The organism is Occallatibacter riparius (assembly GCF_025264625.1).
GTDB lineage: Bacteria > Acidobacteriota > Terriglobia > Terriglobales > Acidobacteriaceae > Telmatobacter > Telmatobacter riparius.
Window position 1 is genome coordinate 4,659,304 of record NZ_CP093313.1, and the last position, 21,560, is coordinate 4,680,863.

A 21,560-nucleotide genomic window follows, 5' to 3' on the forward strand; every position below is an offset into this window, starting at 1 on the left:
ACTCGTGCTACTTTGGGCATTCCACTGGTTTGCGGCAGCTTGCATGGCGGAAGCTACGTTTTGGTCAGGTGTTGTTGGATTTCCTGACGAATCGACGTATGAGTATGTGATGTGTATGAAGCCGTCGGAGCCTGGAGCTAGGCTGTCGGCTGGATTATTGGCGTTCGTTGCTGCGGGGTTGCAACTTTGCGAGAGTATCGGTTGTACAGCAAGAAGCAACAGGACAATCGGTGGTGCAACACTCCGCAGGGTTCCTGAGAGCGATTGCTTTAGGAGCATGTGAAGGGGCCTTTTGTGGGGATCGAGTTACCCCTGCAACGGTAGTGCGAGTTGATGAGTCCTCAAAGGTCACGAGAGTACGATGTCCAAAAGTAATCCTCGTGAGCTATGTCTCAGACAGCAGTATCCCAGCCGCGGGGCTAACTCGGTAACGGAAGGCATACTTCATCGCCGTTTCGAGGATGTCACCGCTCCTTACTTGGAGAACCCGCTAAGCTTCTCACCACAAAGCACCGGGATCAGAATGAACTCTGAAGCCAAATGGAGATACTTGACTACCCCCAGCGTCCAATCTGAATGATGCTATTCCCGAAAGGTAGCCCCAGATCTTTCGTTGGATGACAGTACAGCAGAAAGGCCGCCCTCGGCGGCCTTTTGCGGATAGAGGATCGCGGAACGGCTACTTGTTCACGCCCGCGGCGGCGGCGAATCCGGCCGTCTGGGGGGCGGGAATGGTGCTGGAGGAGGTGGCCGGAGGGGCGGCGGAGGCTACGTCCTTGGCATTGATAGCGGTAGAGTAGTCGGGGCCAAGTCCGAGCTTCACGAGGGCGCGGGAGTCGGGCATCAGCTTGGTCTGCCAGCCCTGGTCAGCCTGAAACTTCTGCATGGCAGCCTGGGTGGTCGAGTCCCACACGCCGTTGGCATCGCCCGTGAGGTAGTGCTCACGGATGAGCGCCTGCTGGATCTCAGTAACCCGCTCAGCGTCAATGGCTTGCTGCCCGTGAAGTTTGTGGGATTTGGCCGATTTGGCCTTCGACTTACTGTGGCTCGACGACTTGTGGGACGAGGTGTGGTGAGTGGTGGTCGTTGCTGCAATGGCGGGCGCCGCGATCAGGAATGCAGCTGCAAAAAGAGAAATGACTGCTCGAAAGGACTTCATCCTGAGCGCACCTCCAGGTAGAGAATAAAGACTTTGGTTATGGGCGCTTCTCGTTCCACGAAGTGTATCGGAAGAGCCCGGAGTTTACTAGTGTGAAAATCGATTAACCGCGAAACAAATGTGCCGAACCCGGAACACACGGGGCGCATGGGACCCCAGTCCCACACGCCCCTTGAGATGCAGGCTTATTGCAAAGTGCCGCCTACGTAGTTGATTCCGAGTTCGGGATGGCGTGGATCCACGACCTCGAAGACCACGTCATCGCCGGATTTTAGCTTGCTGACGACGGCGTTGAACTGGTCGCGATTGCCGGTGTCCTGCTTGTTGATGCGAATGATCACCAGGCCGGGCTCGAGCCCCTGGAGATCGGCAAAGGAGCCGGTGCGTACGGACTGAACGACGACGCCGGGGTGCTTGATCTTGTTGGCCATTTCCGGAGAGACGTCGCGGACCATGATGCCGAGCTTGCTTTCGCCGGCGTTGCCGCCCTCTTCGGGCTGATCGTTCCGTTGCGGGTTGCCGAGGTCGGCGAAGACCTGGTCGCGGTCACCGATGGTGACGGTGGCGTCCTGGGGCTTGCCGTCGCGGACGAAGCCGAGGCGGATGGAGGAGCCGGGCCGGCGGCTGGCGATCTCGCTGACGAGATCGTCGCCATCCTTAATCTGTCGGCCGTCGATGGTGGTGATGATGTCGCCGGGCTTGAGGCCTGCCTTGGCGGCGGGGCCGTTGGGCTGCACCTGCTGGACCAGCACGCCGTTCTTGAAGCCGTAGACGCGGTTAACCGCGCCACTGAGGCCTTGCTTGAACTGGATGCCGATGGAGCCGCGCACCACCTTGTGGCTGGGCGAGATGAGGTCGTTGTAGATGTCGACGACGGTGTTGGAGGGCATGGCGAAGCCGATGCCCTGGTAGCCGGCGCTCTGGGTGTAGATGGCGGTGTTGACGCCGATGACTTCACCGGCCATGTTGAGGAGCGGGCCGCCGGAGTTGCCGGGATTGATGGCCGCGTCCGTCTGGAGGAAGTGCTGGAACTGGCCGCTGGCGCCGGGCTCGATGGTGCGGTTTTTGGCCGAGATGATGCCGGCAGTGACGGTCTGGGCAAGGGCGAAGGGGCTGCCGATGGCTTCAACCCAATCGCCAACCTGCACCTGCTCGCTGTTGCCGAGCTTGACGGTGGGGAGGGCCGAGGGGGCGTCGATCTTGATGACCGCGAGGTCGGTGGCCTTGTCGACGCCGATCACGCGCGCTGGACGGCCGAGGTCCTGGGAGTCGGGGTCGGTGGACAGCTTGACGTAGATCTTGTCGGCTTTGTCGACCACGTGGTTGTTGGTGATGATGTAGCCCTTGGCGTCGACGATGAAGCCGGAGCCGAGCGACTCGCGGACCTGGCCGCCGCCGTCGTCATCGCCATCAGGACCCTGCTGGCCGAAGAAGCGGTTGAAGAAGTCCTGGAATCCCTGCTGTCCCTGGTCGCCGCCCTGACCACCCTGGCCACCCTGACCGCCGTCCTGATCGTCATCGCCGTCAGGAGGGGCCTGCGGATTGGGCATGTTGCGGCCGTGGAAGCGCCGGCCGGGACGGTTGGCGGACTGCTTGGGCAGTGTCTGGGTGTTGATGTTCACCACTGCCGGTCCGACCTGCTTCGCGATTTTGGCGAAGACGTTCTGGAACTCATTGCTTGGGAGATTTGAGTTGGAGACCTTGAGAGGGGTGGCGTCGGTGGAGCTGTTCTGTTTCTCCTGCCCGCGCACTCCGTGGGCGAGGAAGGAGCCGCCCACAATTGCCACAGAGAGAGTGCTGAGAAGTACGAAGATCGAGGCGAGACGGCGTGTGCGCAGCCGTTCGATAAGCGATTTCATGAATTCGTAGACCTCGTTCATTGCTGAAGGTTCGGTTCGCAGTCCCGATCCTCAGTATAGCTGCTGGAGGATTGACGACGGCCTGTAACGGGAGCCATGAGAGCTGTGCTTAGGTTCGGTCAGACCCGGTGGGGACGGAATAGTCCCTATTAGTTACTTAGACGTAGATGCCGGGCTGGGGGTCGCGGGCCGCATGCTAACATCCGCCCATGGCTTCCCATGGCAAGGTTCTTTCTCTTCTACTGCTTTCCTGCTCAATGACATTTGCCCAGAACGCAACTTCAGGTCAACAAAGCTATCTGGATCGGCTGAACGCGCGGATCAACGGCGGACCAGGCGCATGGACGCCTGAACAGATTACGCGGATGCAGCAGATTCGCGATGCCGCGATGCGCGACCCGTACGCGCTGAATGAGCTGCGGCACCTGACGGACAATATCGGGCCGCGGCTGGCGGGGTCGCCGCAGGCTGAGCAGGCCGTGCAGTGGGTAGCGGCGGAGATGCGTTCGCTGGGTGCGGAGGTGACGCTCGAGAAGGCGATGGTTCCGCATTGGGTGCGGGGCGTGGAAACAGGCGAGCTGATGGCGTGGCCGGGGCAGGCGGCGGGAACGACGCAGAAGGTGGTGCTGACGGCTCTGGGCGGGTCGGTGGCTACTCCGGCGGATGGGCTGACGGCTGAGGTGATTGTGGTGCCGGACTTCGCGGCGCTGAAGGCGCTGCCGGCGGGGGCGGCGAAGGGGAAGATTCTGCTGTTCAACCATCCGTTCGACAAGGAACTGGCGGCGGTGGGGAATGGTGGCGCGGCGTACGGCGGCGCGGTGACGTATCGCGGAGCCGGGCCGATTGCTGCGGGAGCGGTTGGGGCGGTGGCGGTGCTGGTGCGGTCGGCGGGCGGGGCAGACTACCGGCTCCCGCACACGGGGATGACGATGTATGCCCCGGATGTGACGAAGATTCCGGCGGCGGCGGTGACGGCGGAGGATGCCGAGATGCTGGCGAACCTGGCGGCGCAGGGGCCGGTGAAGATGCATTTGAAACTGACTCCGCAGACGCTGCAGGATGCGCAGAGCTATAACGTGATCGCGGACTGGAAGGGCAGCGAGCACCCGGAGCAGGTGGTGATCGTGTCGGGGCACCTGGACTCGTGGGATCTGGGGACGGGTGCGATTGATGATGGCGCGGGGATCGCGGTGTCGATGCAGGCGATTCACGTGTTGAAGGAGCTGGGGATCCGGCCGAAGCGCACTGTGCGGTTTGTGGCGTGGATGTGCGAAGAGCAGGGGTCGCAGGGCGCCGAGCAGTATGTGAAGGATTACAAGGATCAGATCGCGAACCATATCGGGGCGATTGAGAGCGATCTCGGCGCGGATCATCCGACCGGCATTTCATATGAGGGCAAGCCGGAGCTGGGGAAGTTTCTGCGGCCGGTGGCGCAGGTGCTGGACGGGATCGGCGCGCCGCTGCTGGAGAGCGGCGGGTCGGGCGAGGACCTTGCGGGATTGGCGGAGAAGGGCGTACCGAGCTTCGCGCCGATCCAGGACAGCCGGTTTTATTTCAACTATCACCACACGGCGGCGGATACGTTCGACAAGGTGGATCCGAAGCATTTGAATGAGAATGCGGCGATTATGGCGGTGCTGGCTTATGCGCTGGCGGATAGTGGGGCGGGGGCGCCGCGGTAAAGCAGGAAGGCCGCTCCTCAAGGTTCGTGGTCTCCCACCCTTGCGACAGAAAAAAGTCGCAAGGATGGGGCACGGTGAGACAAACACTCGGCCCGGCGTCCCATTGGTGCTAAAGCCGTCTCATCACGGCACTGATCGCACAGTCGATTCAACTAAAATGGGTCTCGTGCGATCCCCCAGTGTTGTTGTGAAACTGCTCTCGTTGCCGCTGCTCGTTGTTCTTGCCGGATGCGGCGGTAAGCCTTCCATTGATGTGCCTGCTTCGCTCACTTCGATCGGGCAGGCGACGCCGGTGAGTGTGGTCGTGCATGACAAGCATGGGGTGAGTAAGGTGACCGCTACGCTGGAACAGAACGGCGCGCAGTATCCGGCGTGGCAATCGAGCGCGGCGACGAAGGATGCCGATTCGACGTTCAACTTCACGGTGGGCGCGAAGACGACTCCACAGCTCAAAGAGGGCAAGGCGAAGCTGATTGTGGAGGCGACGTCTGCGGGGTTCGGGCATGGCTCGGCGCGCGTGGAGCGCGAGGTGAGCGTGGTGACGCAGCCGCCGACTGTGAGCGCCGACTCGGACCAGCACTATCTCTATCGCGGCATGGCCGATCTGGCGACGCTGAATGTCACAGGGTCGTATACGGCAGCGGGCGTGCGCGTGGGAGAGCAGGTGTTTCGCGCATGGCCAATGCCGGGAGGTAAGCCGGGGCTCTTCTCCTTGTATGCGTTTGCCTGGAACATGCCGGACGGGACGTCGCCGGTGGTGTTTGCTTCGAACGGCGCGGGGAACGATGTGACCACGCCGCTGACGGTGATCTTCCCGAAGAAGGAGCAGCCGGTTTATACGCAGCACCAGATCCAGGTGACGGACCAGTTTATGAATAAGGTGCTGGGCGAACTGGATCCGAATGGGACGGGCGATCCGGTGGCGCGGTTTGTGAAGATCAACAGCGAGATGCGCAAGGCGAATAACAAGACGTTGTCGGATTTGCGGTTGAAGACGGCGGATCACTGGCTGTTCTCGCAGACGTTTGCGCGGCAGGCCAACTCGGCTGCCGAGGCTACGTTTGCGGACAATCGCGCTTACATCTATCACGGGCAGAAGATCGATCAGCAGACGCACCTGGGATACGACCTGGCGGTTACGCAGCATGTGGGCGTGGAGGCGTCGAATGACGGGCGCGTGGTTTGGGCCGCTCCGCTGGGTATTTACGGCAACTGCGTCGTTGTGGATCACGGGTATGGCTTGCAGACGATTTACGGGCACATGAGCCGGATCGATGTGCACGAAGGCGACATGGTGAAGCGGAGCCAGGTGATGGGCCTAAGCGGCATGACGGGCATGGCGGGGGGCGATCACATCCACTTTGCGATGCAACTGGATGGAGTGCAGATCGATCCGAAGGAGTGGTGGGATCCGCACTGGATTCAGGATCATGTTGCGCGGCGAGTAGAGTTGCCTGGATTCAGTGTGAGCGCAGCGGCGGCGGCTCCCGCGCCGAGGTCACATCATGCTGGGCACAAGCGGCGGTGAGTTTGTGGGGCTTGATGCACCATCGAGTTACTGAAACTTCTGCCAGCTTTCTTGCGGGCCGTGCGATTCTAGGCTGACAGATTGCGCGGGGCGACGAGAATGATTGTCATCTTTTTGGAAGGCTTGCTGCTACGCAACTGGAGGCTTGCTATGAGATTTGCGCGGAACCGGACCCTGATTGGAACTTTGGCGTTTTCCATGGTTGTTCTGCTCGCTGGGGCGCAGGCGGGTGGGCCGGTACTGCCCGACCCTGGCAATCCGCACATGAGCAAGGATCAGCAACAGCAGCTTGGGTTGCAGGCAGCGGGGCAGGTCTATCAGCAGATGCCGGTGCTGCCGGACTCGAGCCCGGAGACGCAATATATCCGGAAGCTGGGGATGCGGCTGGTTGCACAGATTCCGCCGGATCGCTCGTGGCCGTTTGAGTTCCACGTGGTGGCGCAGAAGGAGATCAACGCGTTTGCGCTGCCGGGCGGGCAGATGTTCGTGAACATCGGGACCATTGAGGCGGCGGCGAATGAGGCGCAGCTTGCGGGCGTGATGGGGCATGAGATGTCGCATGTGTATATGCAGCACTCGGCCAAGCAGCAGTACAAGGCGGAGTGGACAGAGGGGCTGGCGGGGCTGGCGGGTGCGGTGCTGGGCAGCCGCGGCGGGATGGTGGGCCAGCTGGGACAGATGGGCACACAGTATGGCGCTGGCCTGATGATGCTGAAGTACTCGCGGACCGATGAGGCCCAGGCGGATGCGGTAGGCGCGATGATTCTGTACAAGGCTGGCTATGATCCCCGGCAGCTTGCTGAATTTTTCAGAATGCTGGAAGCGCAGGGTGGAGCGCCGCCGCAGTTCCTCAGCGACCATCCGAGCCCAGGTAACCGCCTGGACGCGATCAAGAAGGAAGTTGCGGCGTGGCCGCCGCATAAGTACCTTGGCGACTCTCCTGATTTCGCGCAGGTGCGCCAGCATGCAAAGGGCGTGAAGTCGTATAACGCGCAGGAGATTGAGGCGGGAGCGAAGAACAAGCAGTGGGAGTCATTCAACAAGAGCCACGGTGCGGTGTTCAATGGGCCGCAGCCGGTGAATGGGACTGCGCAGGGAACGGAGCAGGCGCAGGGATCGCAGGGGGCTCCGTCGCAACAGAGTCCAGTGAACGCGCAGAGGGGAACCATAGCGTGGTCGCAGGTTGCGCCGAGCGATCGCTACCAGATGGTGGATCTCGGGCCGATCCATATTGCGCACCCTGAGAACTGGAACGTAATCGCGCCGAAGAAGCAGGGGCAGTCGATCACCATTGCGCCGGCCGCTGCTGTTGCGGGCGATGGCGTGGGCTATGGGGTTGTGATCAATGGCGCTGCACCCAAGCAGCAGGGCATGTCGATCGATGCGCTGACCGATGAGCTGGTGAACACGTTCCAAAGCGGCCAGGCCGGCATGAAGAAGATTGGCAGCACAAGGACGGTGCAGGTTGCGGGCGTCACTGGCCGCAGCGTGCAGATGCAGTCGCCCTCGCCGATTCCCGATGCGAACGGGAAGCCGCAGAACGAGCGGGATCAACTGGTCACGGTTCCGCAGCCGGATGGTTCGGTGATCTTCCTGGTGTTCGTTGCGCCGGAGTCGCAGTTTGAGCAGCTTCACTCGGCGTTCAACAAGATCCTGAGCAGCGTGTCGATCGATAAGGATTAGGCGCGATTAAGCCTGCGGTTTTTCCTTAGTCATGACCGCTGGATTTCTCTTCGGAGAGCCAGTTCGTGTCTGGTCCGCCACGTGACGGATCGCCTGGATTACCAGCTCGGGCGCGTCCTCCTGAACGTAATGCCGGCTGTTGGGCGCGAGCACCTGTTTGATCTCCGGAGACTGCGCCAGCAGCTCTTTGTGGAGCTGCATCTTGAGGTCCTGCTCCATGGGATTTCCGGGGAAACCAGGATCCTTCAGGGTGCCCGTCAACAGCACTGTTGGCACGGCGGGCAGGGGCAGTGAGTTCTCCACCAGCTTGCCGCTTTCCTTTGATGCTTCCAGCTCGGCCTTCTGCGCAGGGGATGCGGCTGCCATCATCTTTTCCAGCATTTGCTGGCGCGCGTCCCAATCGGCCTTGTCAAGATGCGCGTGAAGCAGCTCGAGCAGCCTTCCATCCTCCGGATCGACCAGCACGAGCCCAGCGATTTCATCCGCATATCGGTGCGCGTAGATCTCCACAATGGCTCCGCCGAGCGAGTGCCCGACCAGCACATAGGGAGGCTTCAGGCCGCTATTTCTCAGGACAGTGTGCAACTCATTCAACATTTGGTCCATGTCCTTCGGGCCCGGCGCGTCTTGCGACTTCCCGAGTCCCGCGCGATCGTACACAAACGTGCGGCTGAACTTCGCCACCTCGGGAGCCACCTTGTCCCAGGTGGACGAGTCTTCTCCCAGGCCGGCCACAAACACCACGGTCGGAGACCCCGATCCGCTCACAGCAGTGAACACTCTGTATCCGCCCGCGTCGATATTGGCGCCGGCCGGCTTCTGGGCGACTGCCAATCCGGGCAAAGCAATTCCAATGGCGAAAAGGACAATGAGGGCCCGAGGGTGCAGAGTGCGCAGCATGGTTGACCTCCTGCAACGACTACGGAGGGCGCGCACGCAAGGTTCCGACCGTGCCCCTCGAGAGCCCGATTTTTGATGCAGAACGAATCGCCGGCTCGGTGAAATCTTCCTTCGATGCTTTGAGAGGTTCGGCCTAGCGGGTATCGCCGAAGGCTACGAAGGCGCCCAGGCCCATCATTCCTATGCCGGAGGCGACTCGCTGATTGCGGCGGAAGCGCGCGCTGGAACGGAGCCGCGTGCCAATGGGCGCAGCGAACGAGACCACGAGCACGTCGGCTGTGGTGTTCAGCGTGACCGAGATGAGCCCGAGCAGCAGGAACTGCACGACGGCGTGACCGAGCGCGGGGTTCACAAACTGCGGAAGGAACGAGAGGAAGAACAGAGCTGTTTTGGGATTGAGAAGCTCTGTCATCACGCCCTGGCGAAAGGGGTGATTCCGCTTGGGAGTTTCTGAGGGCTCGTCCATGGGGACGTTGCGTGTGCGGATCATGCGGAAGCCGAGCCAGACAAGGTAGAGGGCGCCTGCGTACTTGACCACGGCGAACGCTGTGGCAGATGCGGCGAGGACCGCGGAGAGGCCGAGGGCGGCGGCCACGACGTGGATCAATCCACCGCCGAATGTGCCGAACGAGGAGAGCATGCCTTCGCGCTTTCCGCCGGCGAGGGTGCGGGTGAGGACGTAGAAGATGCCGGGTCCGGGCGTGACGGCGAGCAGAGTGGCGGCGGCGAGGAAGAGTACGAGGAGATGCGTGTCCAGCATGTGGGGATTATAGAGGCGGGAGAAAAGTTAGCTGGGAACGCCACAGCAGATTCCCTACGTTACGCGCGTTCCCATTACGGTACTTGTGGCGACGGCTCGTGGGCCTTCCGGCTTCTTATGAATCCTGCTTAACGTTCAAGACGGCCATGTCGATGAAGTCTATTAAGCACATTTGCTTGCGAGAGACTTCATGCGAAAGACACGCGGAAATCGGGAGCTGAGCCGTCGGGATTTCATCAAGACCGTGAGTGTTGGTCTGGGCGCCATGCCCGTTGTTGGAGTGGGCATTGGGACTCTGCTCACCGGTTGCGGAGGCGAGCAAAGCCCGGCGCCAACGGCGTGGCCGATTGCGCGGCCGGTGCTCACCACGGCGCAGCAGCAGGTTCTTCCGGTGGCGGTGCCCGCGACTGCGGGTCCAATCATCCCGGACGATGTGCCTGCGTATGCCGAACAAGGCTACAGTGCGTGGAATATGGGCGGACCGCTGGCGCATGTTCCTCGCCACGATCTTGCGCCGGCTTACAAGGGCGCTCCCAACCAGGCCCGGCTGCTGTATTACTACGCGATGTCAGACATTCACATTGCCGACAAAGAGTCGCCGGCGCAGCCCATTTTTGTCGGAGTAAACGCCGGGTACGGCTCGGGTATGTTGACGGCGTATTCGCCGATCCTGTTGTCGACGACGCAGGTGCTGGATGCGGCTGTGCAGACGATCAACGCGCTGCACGAGGAGACTCCGTTCGACTTCGGTCTCTCCCTGGGCGATGACGCCAACAACTCGCAGTACAACGAACTGCGCTGGTTCATTGACGTCCTCGACGGCAAGGTGATCACTCCCAGTTCGGGCAAACACCTTGGCGCCTGGACGATCGACTATCAGAAGCCGTATCAGGCAGCGGGCATCAATCCGGCAATCCCGTGGTATCAGGTGGTGGGCAATCACGACCAGTACTGGATGGGCTCGGCTATGGAAGATACGAAGACGCGGAACGCACATATTGCGGACACCATCATCAATATGGGAGACGATCCGAAGAGTCATGATTCGGTAAACGGCGAAGGCTACTATATGGGTGTCGTGGACGGCTCGACCCCCTACGGCGATATCGTTGGGGCCGGCGCGGTAAGCGAGTTCAAGAAGCCGCCCGCGGTTGCGGCGGATCAGGATCGCCACACGATGTCGACTGAAAAATCAACCACCCTCGGCTGGATGCGGGAGTTCTTCAATACCAGTTCGCAGCCGGTGGGCCATGGCTTCAAGCAGTCGAATCTGGATAAGGATTTCGCTTGTTACAGTTTTGTGCCGAAGTCGGATATTCCGATCAAGTTCATCGTGCTGGACGATACGGTGAAAGGGGCGGACCAGCCGGATTATGCGGCGGGCGGGCTGGATGATGCTCGCTATGACTGGCTGGTGAACGAGCTGGAGGCGGGCCAGGCCGCCAATCAGCTCATGGTCATCGCCGCGCACGTTCCCATCCTGCCGCAGACTGAGCTGACGGATACCACTCCTTTTCCCGTCTGGCCCGGCCCGGTATACACAGACGACTACGTGCTCACCATGCTGCACAAATATCCCAATCTGATCATGTGGATGGCGGGGCATCGGCACCTCAACGTGGTAACCCCGCAACCCGACCCCAGCGGCGACCCCACACTCGGCTTCTGGGAGGTGGAGACCTGCTCTCTGCGCGATTTCCCGCAGCAGTTCCGCACGTTTGATATTCGCCGCGACCAGGACAACACAGTTTCGATCGTCATCAGTAATGTGGATCCAGCCGTGAAGGCCGGCTCGCCCGCGTACAAGTCGCGCGGCTATGCCATTGGCGCGGCGCGGGTGTATGCCCAGTATCCGCGAACCGACACAACGTCTCATTCCTACAACGCTGAGCTGGTGGTGCAATTGACGCCGGTGATGCAAGGGATTGTTGCGCAGGCAGGAACAACGCTGAAATAAGCGGGTTGAGAGCTGAAGGAAAAGCATACGAGGGTGGCCCGCCCTGACCACAGTCTTAGGTGGTTGGGACGGGTGCTGCCACGTTATCAGTATGCCCTGATGACTGTCGGGGACAAGATGTTTCCAGCCTCGCCGGAACTTCGGTATCATTCGCACCAATCCGTTTCCCCAGCGTGCTTCGTACATCTTGCGGGTCCCCAAATTCCTGCAGTGAGGTCGATCGATGGCGCGCATAGGCGTGTTCTGCTTTCCGGGCACCGGGCACATCAATCCCATGACGGCGCTAGCGCGCACGCTGGAGCGGCGCGGCCACTCGGTTGTGATCTATGGCATTGCCGATACGGAGGCGCGGATTCGGGCGGCGGGGATCGAGTTCATGCAGATTGGCGCGGAGCACTATCCGCTGGGTACGCTGCGGCAGCTCGATGAGCATCTGGGCACGCTGAAGGGGCTGGCCACGTTCAAGTTCACGGTGGAGCGCGTGCGGAATACGGCTCGGATGATTCTGCGGGATGGGCCGGATGCGGTGCGGCGGTCGGGCGCAGAGGTTCTGCTGGTGGATGAGGCCGACATGGGCGGGACCGTGGCCGAGTATCTCGGGCTGCCGTTCGTGTCGATTGCGATGTTTCCGCCGCTGATCCGGGACGCGCGCATTCCAGCGTTTTGTTTTCCGTGGCAGGCGGGGGAGAGCTGGTGGATTCGCTTGCGGAACATTCTCGGGTTTCGGCTTCTGTCGCGGGTGGCTTCTCCGATTCATAAGCTGGTGAACGCGCAGCGGCGGGCGTGGGGGCTTGAGGTTCGCCGGCATGCGGTTGAATTCCTCTCGCCGATTGCGCAGATTGCGCAGCTGCCTGCCGCGCTGGAATTCGATGTGCAGGGGCTGCCGGATGTCGTGCACTACACGGGGCCATTCGTGGATCAGCAGCAGAGGCCGCCGGTCGAGTTTCCGTGGGAGAAGCTGGATGGGCGGCCGCTGGTGTATGCGTCGCTGGGGACGATGCAGAATGGGTCGGAGTCGATCTTTCGCACGATTGCAGAGGCGAGCGCCGGGCTGCCGGTGCAACTTGTGATCTCGCTGGGCGGTGGGCTTGCGCCGGAGAGGCTGGGTGAGTTGCCGGGAGAGCCGATTGTTGTATCGTATGCGCCGCAGCTCGAACTGGTGAAGAAGGCAGCGGTAGTGATTACGCATGCCGGATTGAATACGGTGCTGGAGTCGTTGGCGGAGGGCGTGCCGCTGGTGTGCATTCCGTTGGGGAACGATCAGCCGGGCGTGGCGGCGAGAGTGGCTGCGCGGCGGGCGGGGCTGGTGGTAGAACGCAGCAAGCTCAACGCGAAGCGGCTGGGGGCTGCGCTGGCGGAGGTGCTGGGGAATGCGATGTATCGGGAGTCGGCGGCGAGGCTGAGGGATGACATCCGAGGCGTCGACGGGTTGAACCGGGCGGCGGATGTTATCGAGGGAGCGCTGCGGCTAAAGGGCAAGGGACAGGCAACAGAGATCAGAGAGCGCGTGATGCAGGGGCAGATTCCAGCGCTTGGAATCAGTTTCTATCGGCCCGAATGAAGAGGCCGTGAAGTGCCCGCCGGAGAAACATGCCTCAGGGGCTGAAGCCCCGAAACTCTTATCTGTTCGGTTGTCCGGGCTAAAGCCCGGACCTACCTAAAACTCGGACCCACCTAGATCGCGATGCCGGCGTGGTGGTTGGTGGGCACTTCGGGTTCATGGCTGAGGGGTTCGCCGCCGGCGAGGGGCTGAGCGGGCACGTTGAGTGCGGCGCTGACGGGCAGGAAGACGCGGAAGCAGGTGACGTTGCCGTCGCGGCCGCGGAAGGTGCGGCAGGTGAGGGTGCCGTCGTACTTCTGAATGATGCCCTTGCTGATCCAGAGGCCCAGACCGGTGCCCTTCGTTGACTTGGTGGAGAAGAAGGGCTGGAAGAGGCGTTTGAGGTCGTCGGGCTGAATGCCGATGCCGGTGTCGAGGATGGAGATGGCGGTGCCTTTGCGGTTGCGCGACCAGTCGCTGACCTCGCGCAGGTAGACGCCGAGGGTGCCACCGGTGGGCATGGCCTGTACGGCGTTTCCGATGAGGTTGAGGAAGACCTGGCGCAGCTCGACGGGGAAGCCATGGACGACCGGCGTGGCGAGGTAGCGCTTGGCGAGCCGGATGCGGCTGGTGCTGAGGGCGCGCTCCTGGAGGTCGAGCACGTCATCGAGCAGCTCGGGAAGATTGACCGGGATGGGCTGCTTGGATTCGCGATAGAAGCTGAGCGTCTGGCGGGTGATGTGCGAGACGCGCTGCAGCTCCTGCTCGGCGACATCGGCGAAATGGCGCGCGGTGTCGTCGAGGGAGGGGTGATTGCGCACGAGGTAGAGTGTGTTGGTGATGGCGGCCAGGGGGTTGTTGATCTCATGGGCGATGATGCCGGCGACGCGGCCCATGGCGGCGAGCTTCTCGGCTTCGCGCAGAGCTTCCTGAGCCTGCAGCTGCTCGGTGATATCGCGGCTGACTTCGAGGATGAGATTGCCCTGCTGGGTCATGGTCTTGCGGCACGCCACGACAACTTCGTTGCCGTTGCGGGTCTTCTGAACCAGATTGCCCGACCAGGATTTCTGCTCTCCCAGCATGGATTCGATTTCGGAGCGGGGGACAGGAAATACGGTCTGGAGCAGGCCGTGCATGTCCTGGTGCATCACTTCGTCGCGAGTCCACCCGTAGAGGGCCTCAGCGCCGGAGTTCCAGAACTGAACATGGCCCTCGAGATCGCGGACCATGATGGCCTCGGTGGCGAGATCGAGCAGCTCGGCGCGGGTGCGGTACTGCTCTTCGCGTTGGCGCAACTCTTCTGTGCGCGCTGTTACGCGCTCTTCGAGCTCGGCGTTGAGGACCTCGAGCTGGCGGGTTTTGCGATGGAGTTCGACGAAGACGCTGATCTTGGCGCGCAGCACTTCAGGAACGACCGGGACGGAGATGTAGTCGACTGCGCCGGAACGGTAGCCCTGGATCTTGTCGGAGTCAGTGAGGTGGACGCCGGAGATGAAGATGATGGCGGTCTTCTGGAAGCGGGGATGCTGGCGGATGACGTCGGCGAGTTCGAAGCCGTCGAGGTCGGGCATGCTGACGTCCATGAGGACGACACCGATGTCAGTCTTGAGCAGTACGTTGAGGGCTTCGCTGGCGGTATTCGCCTTGATGAGGTTCTCGCCGAGCTCGGCGAGGATGACCTCATAGCTGAGCAGTTTTGCGGGCTGATCGTCCACCATCAGTATGTTGACTTTGTCGTCAGCTCTCATTCGTTCCCTCGATACTTCCCGGGCATAGATTCCTTATGCAGCAAGCGCCCGACCGCAGTCAACCGCGACCGGATGCGCCGTTTTAATGTGTGAGACCGCGCACGAAGAACCGCGGGCTCAAGCTGCCGCCTAGCGATGCAGCCACATCCGCAGAGCGGAGAGAAGCTGTTCCGTATTGACGGGTTTGGCAAGATATTCGCTTGCGCCGGCTTCGAGGCACTTTTCGCGGTCGCCCTTCATGGCCTTCGCGGTGAGGGCGATGATGGGCAGGCGGCGCAGGGCCGGGTTCTGGCGAATGATCTGCATGGTTTCGTAGCCGTCCATCTCGGGCATCATGATGTCCATGAGGACGATGGCGAGGTCGGGAGTGGACTCGATGATCTGAATCGCTTCGCGGCCGTTGCCGGCAGAGACGACCTGCATGCCGCGGCGTTCAAGCACGCTGGACAGGGCGAAGATGTTGCGGACGTCGTCGTCGACCACGAGCACCTTGCGTCCGGCGAGGGCATCGTCAGACTTGTGCAGACGGTCGAGCATGTCCTGCTTGGGCTTGGGCAGGTCAGAGACGACGCGGTGGAGGAAGAGCGCAGTCTCGTCGAGCAGGCGCTCGGGCGATTCCACGTCCTTGACCACAACGCTGCGAGCCAACGAATGGAGCTGGGTGTCCTCTTCGGCGGTGAGGTCGCGGCCGGTGAAGACGACCACCGGCAGATCCTGCAGGCCGGGTGTGTCGCGCATCTTCTCAAGGACCTCGAAGCCGGTCATATCCGGCAGACGAAGGTCGAGTACGGCGCAGTCATACTGGCCGGAGGAGAGGGATTCAAGCGCGCCCGCACCAGTGTCAACGGTGTCGATGTCGATGTCCTTGTGGCCGAGGAGTTCCTTGATGCTGAGCTGCTCAGCGGGATTGTCTTCGACGACCAGCAGGCGCTTGCGGCGCGGCTGCGAGTAGTCCCAGATGCGGGTGAGAGCAGAGTCGAGGCCCTCAGTGCTGGTGGGCTTGGTGACGAAGGAGAATGCGCCGCGCGACAGGCCGTGATGGCGATCCTCGTCGAGTGTGAGCATCTGCACGGGGATGTGGCGCGTCCGCGGATCCTGCTTGAGGTGGTTGAGGATGGTCCAACCGAGCATGTCAGGCAGGAAGACATCCAGCGAGATAGCGGTGGGGTTGTACTCGCGGGCGAGGGCGAGGGCCTCTGCGCCCGTCAGGGCAGAGAGGACCTTGAAGCCCTTGTCGCGCGAGAGATCGCAAAGGATGCGGGCGTAGTGCAGATCGTCTTCGACGATGAGCAGCACGGCGTCGCCTTCCTGAATGTTGCGGCGATCATCCTCGATGCGCGACTCGGTTTCAGCCGCGGCAACGTTGGTGAGGAAGATGGGAACCTGCTGCTGCGGCGCCAGGCCGGGACGCTCCGGCGCCTTGACGATGGCGGGAGCGGCTGGACCGACGTAGGTCTGCGGCAGATAGAGGGTGAAGGTGGAGCCCACGCCAGGCTGCGACTTGAGCTGGATCTCGCCGCCGAGCAGGGCAGCCAGTTCGCGGCTGATGGCGAGGCCCAGGCCGGTTCCGCCGTACTTGCGGGAGGTGCCGGCATCGGCCTGCTGGAAGGCCTCGAAGATGATGCGCTGCTTCTCGGGTGGGATACCGATTCCGGTATCGGAGACTTCGAAGGCGATGACCGAGCCTGCGCCGGCGAGGAGCGGGTGATCGGGGGTCCAACCGCTGGTGACAGGCGAGATCTTCAGCTTCACGCTGCCTTGCTCCGTGAACTTGAAGGCGTTGGAGAGCAGGTTCTTGAGGACCTGCTGCAAGCGCTTGGAGTCAGTGACGAGGCTGCGGCCAAGGCCGGCTTCAGCGGTGATGTCGAAGGTGAGCTTGCGATTTTCGGCCTCGTGACGGAACGGACGGGCGACGGTTTCAAGCAGAGCGCCGAAGAAGATTTCTTCAGCCTCGACGGACACCGTGCCAGACTCGATCTTCGACAGGTCGAGAATGTCGGAGATGAGGTTGAGCAGGTCGGTTCCTGCGGCGTGGATGGTGCGGGCGAACTCGACCTGCTTGGGCGAGAGGCTGCCGTCGGGGTTTTCGGCAAGTTGCTGGCCGAGGACCAGGATGGAGTTGAGCGGCGTGCGCAACTCGTGCGACATGTTGGCAAGGAACTCGGACTTGTACTTCGAGGTGAGGGCGAGCTCGCGGGCCTTTTCTTCGAGGGCACGGCGGGCCTGCTCAATTTCCTGGTTCTTGCGTTCCACTTCGTAGTTCTGTTCGGCGAGCTGCTGAGCCTTCTGGGCGAGCTGCTCGTTGGTGCCCTGCAGTTCCTTCTGCTGCGTCTGAAGCTCGGTGGCGAGCTGCTGCGACTGCTTGAGCAGGCCTTCGGTCTGCATCGTTGCTTCAATGGAGTTGAGCACGATGCCGATGGAAGAGGTGAGCTGTTCGAGGAAGGCGAGGTGCGAAGGCGTAAACGCGCTCAACGATGCGAGCTCGATTACGGCCTTGATGCGGTCTTCGAACAGAACCGGCAGCACGATGATGTTTTTGGGCGGCGCCTTGAAGAGGCCGCTGCGGATGGGAGCGGTCTTCTTGGGCAACTCGGTGATGAGCATGCGGCGCTTCTCGAGGGCGCACTGTCCGACGAGGCCTTCGCCGGGGCGAATCTCCTGCAAGTGGCCTTCAGGAGTGTCGGCAAAGGTGGAGAGCAGGACGAGGCGGCCATCGGGCTGGTCAGGGTCGCTTTCCATCTGGTAGATGACGCCCTGCTGCGCGTTGACGAGCGGGGAGAGTTCTCCCAGCAGCATGCGGCCGACGACCCCAAGGTCGCGCTGGCCCTGAAGCATGTTGGTGAAGCGGGCCAGGTTGGTCTTGAGCCAGTCCTGTTCCGTGTTTCGATCGGTGGTGAGTCGAAGGTTGTCAATCATCGTGTTGATGTTGTCCTTCAACTCGGCGACTTCGCCGCGAGCTTCCACCTGGATGGACCGGGTGAGATCGCCCTTGGTGACGGCGGTTGCCACTTCAGCGATGGCGCGGACCTGGTTGGTGAGGTTGTCGGCGAGCAGGTTGACGTTGCCGACGAGGTCCTTCCAGGTGCCGGCGGCGCCGGGCACGTTGGCCTGACCGCCGAGACGGCCTTCCACGCCGACTTCGCGCGCCACGGTGGTGACCTGGTCGGCGAAGGTGGCGAGCGTGTCGGTCATGCCGTTGATGGTTTCGGCGAGGGCAGCGACTTCGCCCTTGGCGTTCACGGTGAGCTTCTGGGTGAGCACGCCATTGGCGACGGCGGTCACGACCTTCACAATGCCGCGGACCTGTTCAGTAAGGTTGGCGGCCATGACGTTGACGTTGTCGGTGAGATCTTTCCACGTGCCGGCGACACCGGGTACGTTGGCCTGACCGCCGAGCTTGCCGTCTGTACCGACTTCGCGGGCCACGCGGGTGACTTCGGCAGCGAACGCGTTGAGCTGATCAACCATGGTGTTAATGGTGTCTTTGAGCTCGAGGATTTCGCCCTTCACGTCGACGGTAATCTTGCGGGACAAATCGCCGCGGGCCACGGCGGTGGTGACTTCGGCGATGTTTCGGACCTGCGCGGTGAGGTTGCCGGCCATCGAGTTGACCGAGTCAGTCAAGTCCTTCCAGGTACCGGCGACGCCAGGCACGTTGGCTTGACCGCCGAGACGGCCTTCGGAGCCGACTTCGCGAGCGACGCGCGTGACTTCAGCAGCGAACGAACGAAGCTGCTCGACCATGGTGTTGAGCGTTTCTTTGAGCTGCAGGATTTCGCCGCGAACGTCGACGGTAATCTTGCGGCTCAAGTCGCCGTTGGCGATTGCGGTGGCGACTTCAGCGATGTTTCGGACCTGGGCGGTGAGGTTGCCGGCCATGAAGTTGACCGAGTCGGTCAAATCCTTCCAGGTACCGGCGACACCGGGCACGACGGCCTGGCCGCCGAGTTTACCGTCGGTTCCGACTTCGCGGGCGACGCGGGTGACTTCGCCGGCGAATGCGTTGAGCTGGTCGACCATGGTGTTGATGGTGTTCTTGAGCTCGAGGATTTCGCCCTTCACGTCGACGGTGATTTTGCGGCTCAAGTCGCCGCGCGCCACGGCGGTGGTCACTTCGGCGATGTTTCGGACCTGGCCGGTAAGGTTGCCGGCCATGAAGTTCACGTTGTCGGTGAGATCCTTCCAGGTGCCGGCGACACCAGGCACGTTGGCCTGGCCGCCGAGCTTGCCTTCGGTGCCGACTTCGCGGGCCACACGGGTGACTTCGCCGGCGAAGCGGTTGAGCTGGTCGACCATCGTGTTGATGGTTTCCTTCAGCAGGAGGATTTCGCCCGAGACGTTGACGGTGATCTTCTTCGACAAGTCACCGTTGGCGATGGCGGTTGCGACTTCAGCGATGTTTCGGACCTGGCCGGTGAGGTTGGAGGCCATGGAGTTCACCGAGTCGGTGAGATCCTTCCACGTGCCGCCGACGCCGGGGACGTTGGCCTGGCCACCGAGCTTACCGTCCGTACCGACTTCGCGGGCGACGCGGGTGACTTCGCCGGCGAACGCATTGAGCTGGTCGACCATGGTGTTGATGGTGTCTTTGAGCTCGAGGATTTCGCCCTTCACGTCGACGGTGATCTTGCGGGACAAATCGCCGCGGGCCACGGCGGTTGCGACTTCGGCAATGTTACGGACCTGGCCGGTGAGGTTCGACGCCATGAAGTTGACGTTGTCGGTGAGATCCTTCCACGTTCCGGCGACACCGGGTACCTGGGCCTGACCGCCGAGCTTGCCGTCGGTACCGACTTCGCGTGCGACGCGTGTGACTTCGCCAGCGAACGCATTGAGCTGGTCAACCATGGTGTTGATGGTGTTCTTCAGCTCGAGGATTTCGCCCTTCACATCGACAGTGATCTTGCGGGACAAGTCGCCGCGTGCCACGGCGGTTGTGACTTCGGCGATGTTTCGAACCTGGGCGGTAAGGTTGCCGGCCATTGCGTTGACCGAGTCAGTGAGATCCTTCCAGGTGCCGGCGACGCCAGGCACGTTGGCCTGACCACCGAGACGGCCTTCCGAACCGACTTCGCGGGCGACGCGGGTGACTTCGCCGGCGAATCGGTTGAGCTGGTCGACCATGGTGTTGAGGGTTTCTTTAAGCTGCAGGATCTCGCCGCGGACGTCGACGGTGATCTTGCGGCTCAAGTCGCCGTTGGCGATGGCGGTTGCCACTTCAGCGATGTTTCGGACCTGGCCGGTGAGGTTGCCGGCCATGAAGTTCACGTTGTCGGTAAGGTCTTTCCAGGTGCCGGCAACGCCCGGGACGTTGGCCTGACCGCCAAGCTTGCCTTCGGTTCCGACTTCGCGGGCGACGCGGGTGACTTCCGAAGCGAAGCCGTTGAGCTGGTCGACCATGGTGTTGATGGTGTCTTTGAGCTCGAGGATTTCGCCCTTCACGTCCACGGTGATCTTGCGGGAGAGATCGCCGCGGGCCACGGCGGTGGTGACTTCAGCGATGTTTCGGACCTGGGCCGTGAGGTTGCCGGCCATGGCGTTGACCGAGTCGGTGAGATCCTTCCAGGTTCCGGCGACGCCAGGGACGACGGCCTGACCGCCGAGTTTGCCATCGGTGCCGACTTCGCGGGCTACGCGCGTCACTTCCGAAGCGAACGAGCGGAGCTGGTCGACCATGGTGTTGATGGCTTCTTTGAGCTGGAGGATTTCGCCGCGGACGTCGACCGTGATTTTGCGGGAGAGGTCGCCCGAGGCCACGGCGTTGGTGACTTCAGCGATGTTACGTACTTGGCCGGTGAGGTTGGAGGCCATGGAGTTGACCGAGTCAGTAAGGTCCTTCCAGGTGCCGGCGACGCCGGGAACGACGGCCTGACCGCCGAGCTTGCCGTCTGTACCGACTTCGCGGGCCACGCGCGTCACTTCCGAGGTGAAGATGGAGAGCTGCTGGATCATCGTGTTGACGATGTTGGCGGAGCGCAGGAACTCGCCTTCCAGCGGGCGGCCGTCGACGTCGAGGCGGACGGTCTGGGTGAGATTGCCCTGGGCTACGGCGCCGATGGCGCGGGTCACTTCAGTGGTGGGGCGGAGCAGGTCTTCTACCAGGGTGTTGACCGAGACTTCCATTTCGTCCCAGGCGCCGCGGCGGCGCTCGAAGCGGAGACGCTCGCGGGTCTTGCCTTCTTTTCCGACGGCCTGGCCTACGCGCTTCAACTCAAGAGCCATCTGCTGGTTGGCAGTAACAATCTCATTGAAGCTGTCGGCGATTTTGCCGGCGAGGCCTGTCCAGGTCACGGGCAGGCGAACGCTGAAATCGCCGTCGCGCATGGTCTGGAGGCTCTCAAGGATGGCGGCCATGTATGCCGATTCGGCGTAGCTGCCGTTGCCATTTTGGAGGCCCGCAGTAGCTTCTGAAGGGAGACGATTGGGATCGTCTTGGCCAAGGCCAGGCTGTTCGAACGAAGTAGCCATTTTGTTCACTGCTCCTGCGCAGGTAGATCGGGAGAGGCGCCACACCCAGACGTGAAATGCCTTGAATCCCCAGAAATGCAAGATATTTATCTCAAGGCGTTCTGTGCGTAAGGGAATGCTCTGAATGGGGTTGGATGCACGCAGCGGCCATCCGGTTGTTTCCAGTTTTGAACTTGCGGGGGAGATCGCTCACCGAACCGGTCGAGACTGCTGGTAGAGCCCTATGTATAGATCCAGTGCAGCTTGACGGCACGGGAGCAGCCCTGGGCCGGTGGG

General features: G+C 62.0%; 11 protein-coding genes. 5 read left to right on the top strand and 6 right to left on the bottom strand.

Annotation, left to right across the window (positions count from 1 at the left end; genetic code table 11):
* Positions 1-679 precede the first annotated feature (679 nt).
* Together MOP44_RS18885 and MOP44_RS18890 are read right to left on the bottom strand one after the other, a co-directional pair.
* On the bottom strand, positions 680-1,159 hold the full coding sequence (locus MOP44_RS18885; RefSeq protein ID WP_260791803.1) for a peptidoglycan-binding domain-containing protein: 480 nt from the start codon (positions 1,157-1,159) through the stop codon (positions 680-682).
* 185 nt (positions 1,160-1,344) lie between these two features.
* Positions 1,345-3,018 (bottom strand): trypsin-like peptidase domain-containing protein, encoded by a 1,674-nt coding sequence (locus MOP44_RS18890; protein ID WP_260791804.1) that lies wholly within the window; start codon positions 3,016-3,018, stop codon positions 1,345-1,347.
* Between the two features lie 257 nt (positions 3,019-3,275).
* Here MOP44_RS18890 and MOP44_RS18895 point away from each other — a divergent pair, with 257 nt between their 5' ends.
* The 3 genes from MOP44_RS18895 to MOP44_RS18905 all read left to right on the top strand — a co-directional run bounded on the left by MOP44_RS18895 (position 3,276) and on the right by MOP44_RS18905 (position 7,911).
* Positions 3,276-4,700, top strand: a complete 1,425-nt coding sequence (locus tag MOP44_RS18895; RefSeq protein ID WP_260791805.1) for a M20/M25/M40 family metallo-hydrolase — start codon at positions 3,276-3,278, stop codon at positions 4,698-4,700.
* Positions 4,701-4,866: 166 nt separating this feature from the next.
* A complete protein-coding gene (locus MOP44_RS18900; protein ID WP_260791806.1) occupies positions 4,867-6,228 on the top strand; it encodes a M23 family metallopeptidase in 1,362 nt (453 codons plus the stop codon).
* A gap of 150 nt (positions 6,229-6,378) precedes the next feature.
* Positions 6,379-7,911, top strand: coding sequence for a M48 family metalloprotease (locus MOP44_RS18905; protein WP_260791807.1), 1,533 nt, complete (start codon positions 6,379-6,381; stop codon positions 7,909-7,911).
* Between the two features lie 6 nt (positions 7,912-7,917).
* Here the strand turns inward: MOP44_RS18905 and MOP44_RS18910 are convergent, their stop codons facing one another.
* Both MOP44_RS18910 and MOP44_RS18915 read right to left on the bottom strand, forming a co-directional pair.
* Complete coding sequence (locus MOP44_RS18910) at positions 7,918-8,811, bottom strand: alpha/beta fold hydrolase (RefSeq protein WP_260791808.1); 894 nt, start codon at positions 8,809-8,811, stop codon at positions 7,918-7,920.
* A 133-nt stretch (positions 8,812-8,944) separates the two neighbouring features.
* Entirely contained in the window at positions 8,945-9,571 is a 627-nt protein-coding gene (locus tag MOP44_RS18915) for a LysE family translocator (RefSeq protein WP_260791809.1), read from the bottom strand.
* Between the two features lie 190 nt (positions 9,572-9,761).
* Between MOP44_RS18915 and MOP44_RS18920 the strand changes: the two genes are divergently transcribed.
* Both MOP44_RS18920 and MOP44_RS18925 read left to right on the top strand, forming a co-directional pair.
* Positions 9,762-11,528 carry a TIGR03768 family metallophosphoesterase gene (locus MOP44_RS18920; RefSeq protein ID WP_260791810.1) on the top strand — a complete coding sequence of 589 codons (1,767 nt, stop codon included), beginning with the start codon at positions 9,762-9,764 and terminating at the stop codon, positions 11,526-11,528.
* A 223-nt stretch (positions 11,529-11,751) separates the two neighbouring features.
* A complete protein-coding gene (locus MOP44_RS18925) occupies positions 11,752-13,089 on the top strand; it encodes a glycosyltransferase (RefSeq protein WP_260791811.1) in 1,338 nt (445 codons plus the stop codon).
* Between the two features lie 113 nt (positions 13,090-13,202).
* On the opposite strand, the gene MOP44_RS18930 is transcribed toward MOP44_RS18925, so the two are convergent.
* Positions 13,203-14,816, bottom strand: a complete 1,614-nt coding sequence (locus tag MOP44_RS18930; protein WP_260791812.1) for an ATP-binding response regulator — start codon at positions 14,814-14,816, stop codon at positions 13,203-13,205.
* 129 nt (positions 14,817-14,945) lie between these two features.
* Positions 14,946-21,284, bottom strand: coding sequence for a HAMP domain-containing protein (locus tag MOP44_RS18935; RefSeq protein WP_260791813.1), 6,339 nt, complete (start codon positions 21,282-21,284; stop codon positions 14,946-14,948).
* Positions 21,285-21,560: the final 276 nt, after the last annotated feature.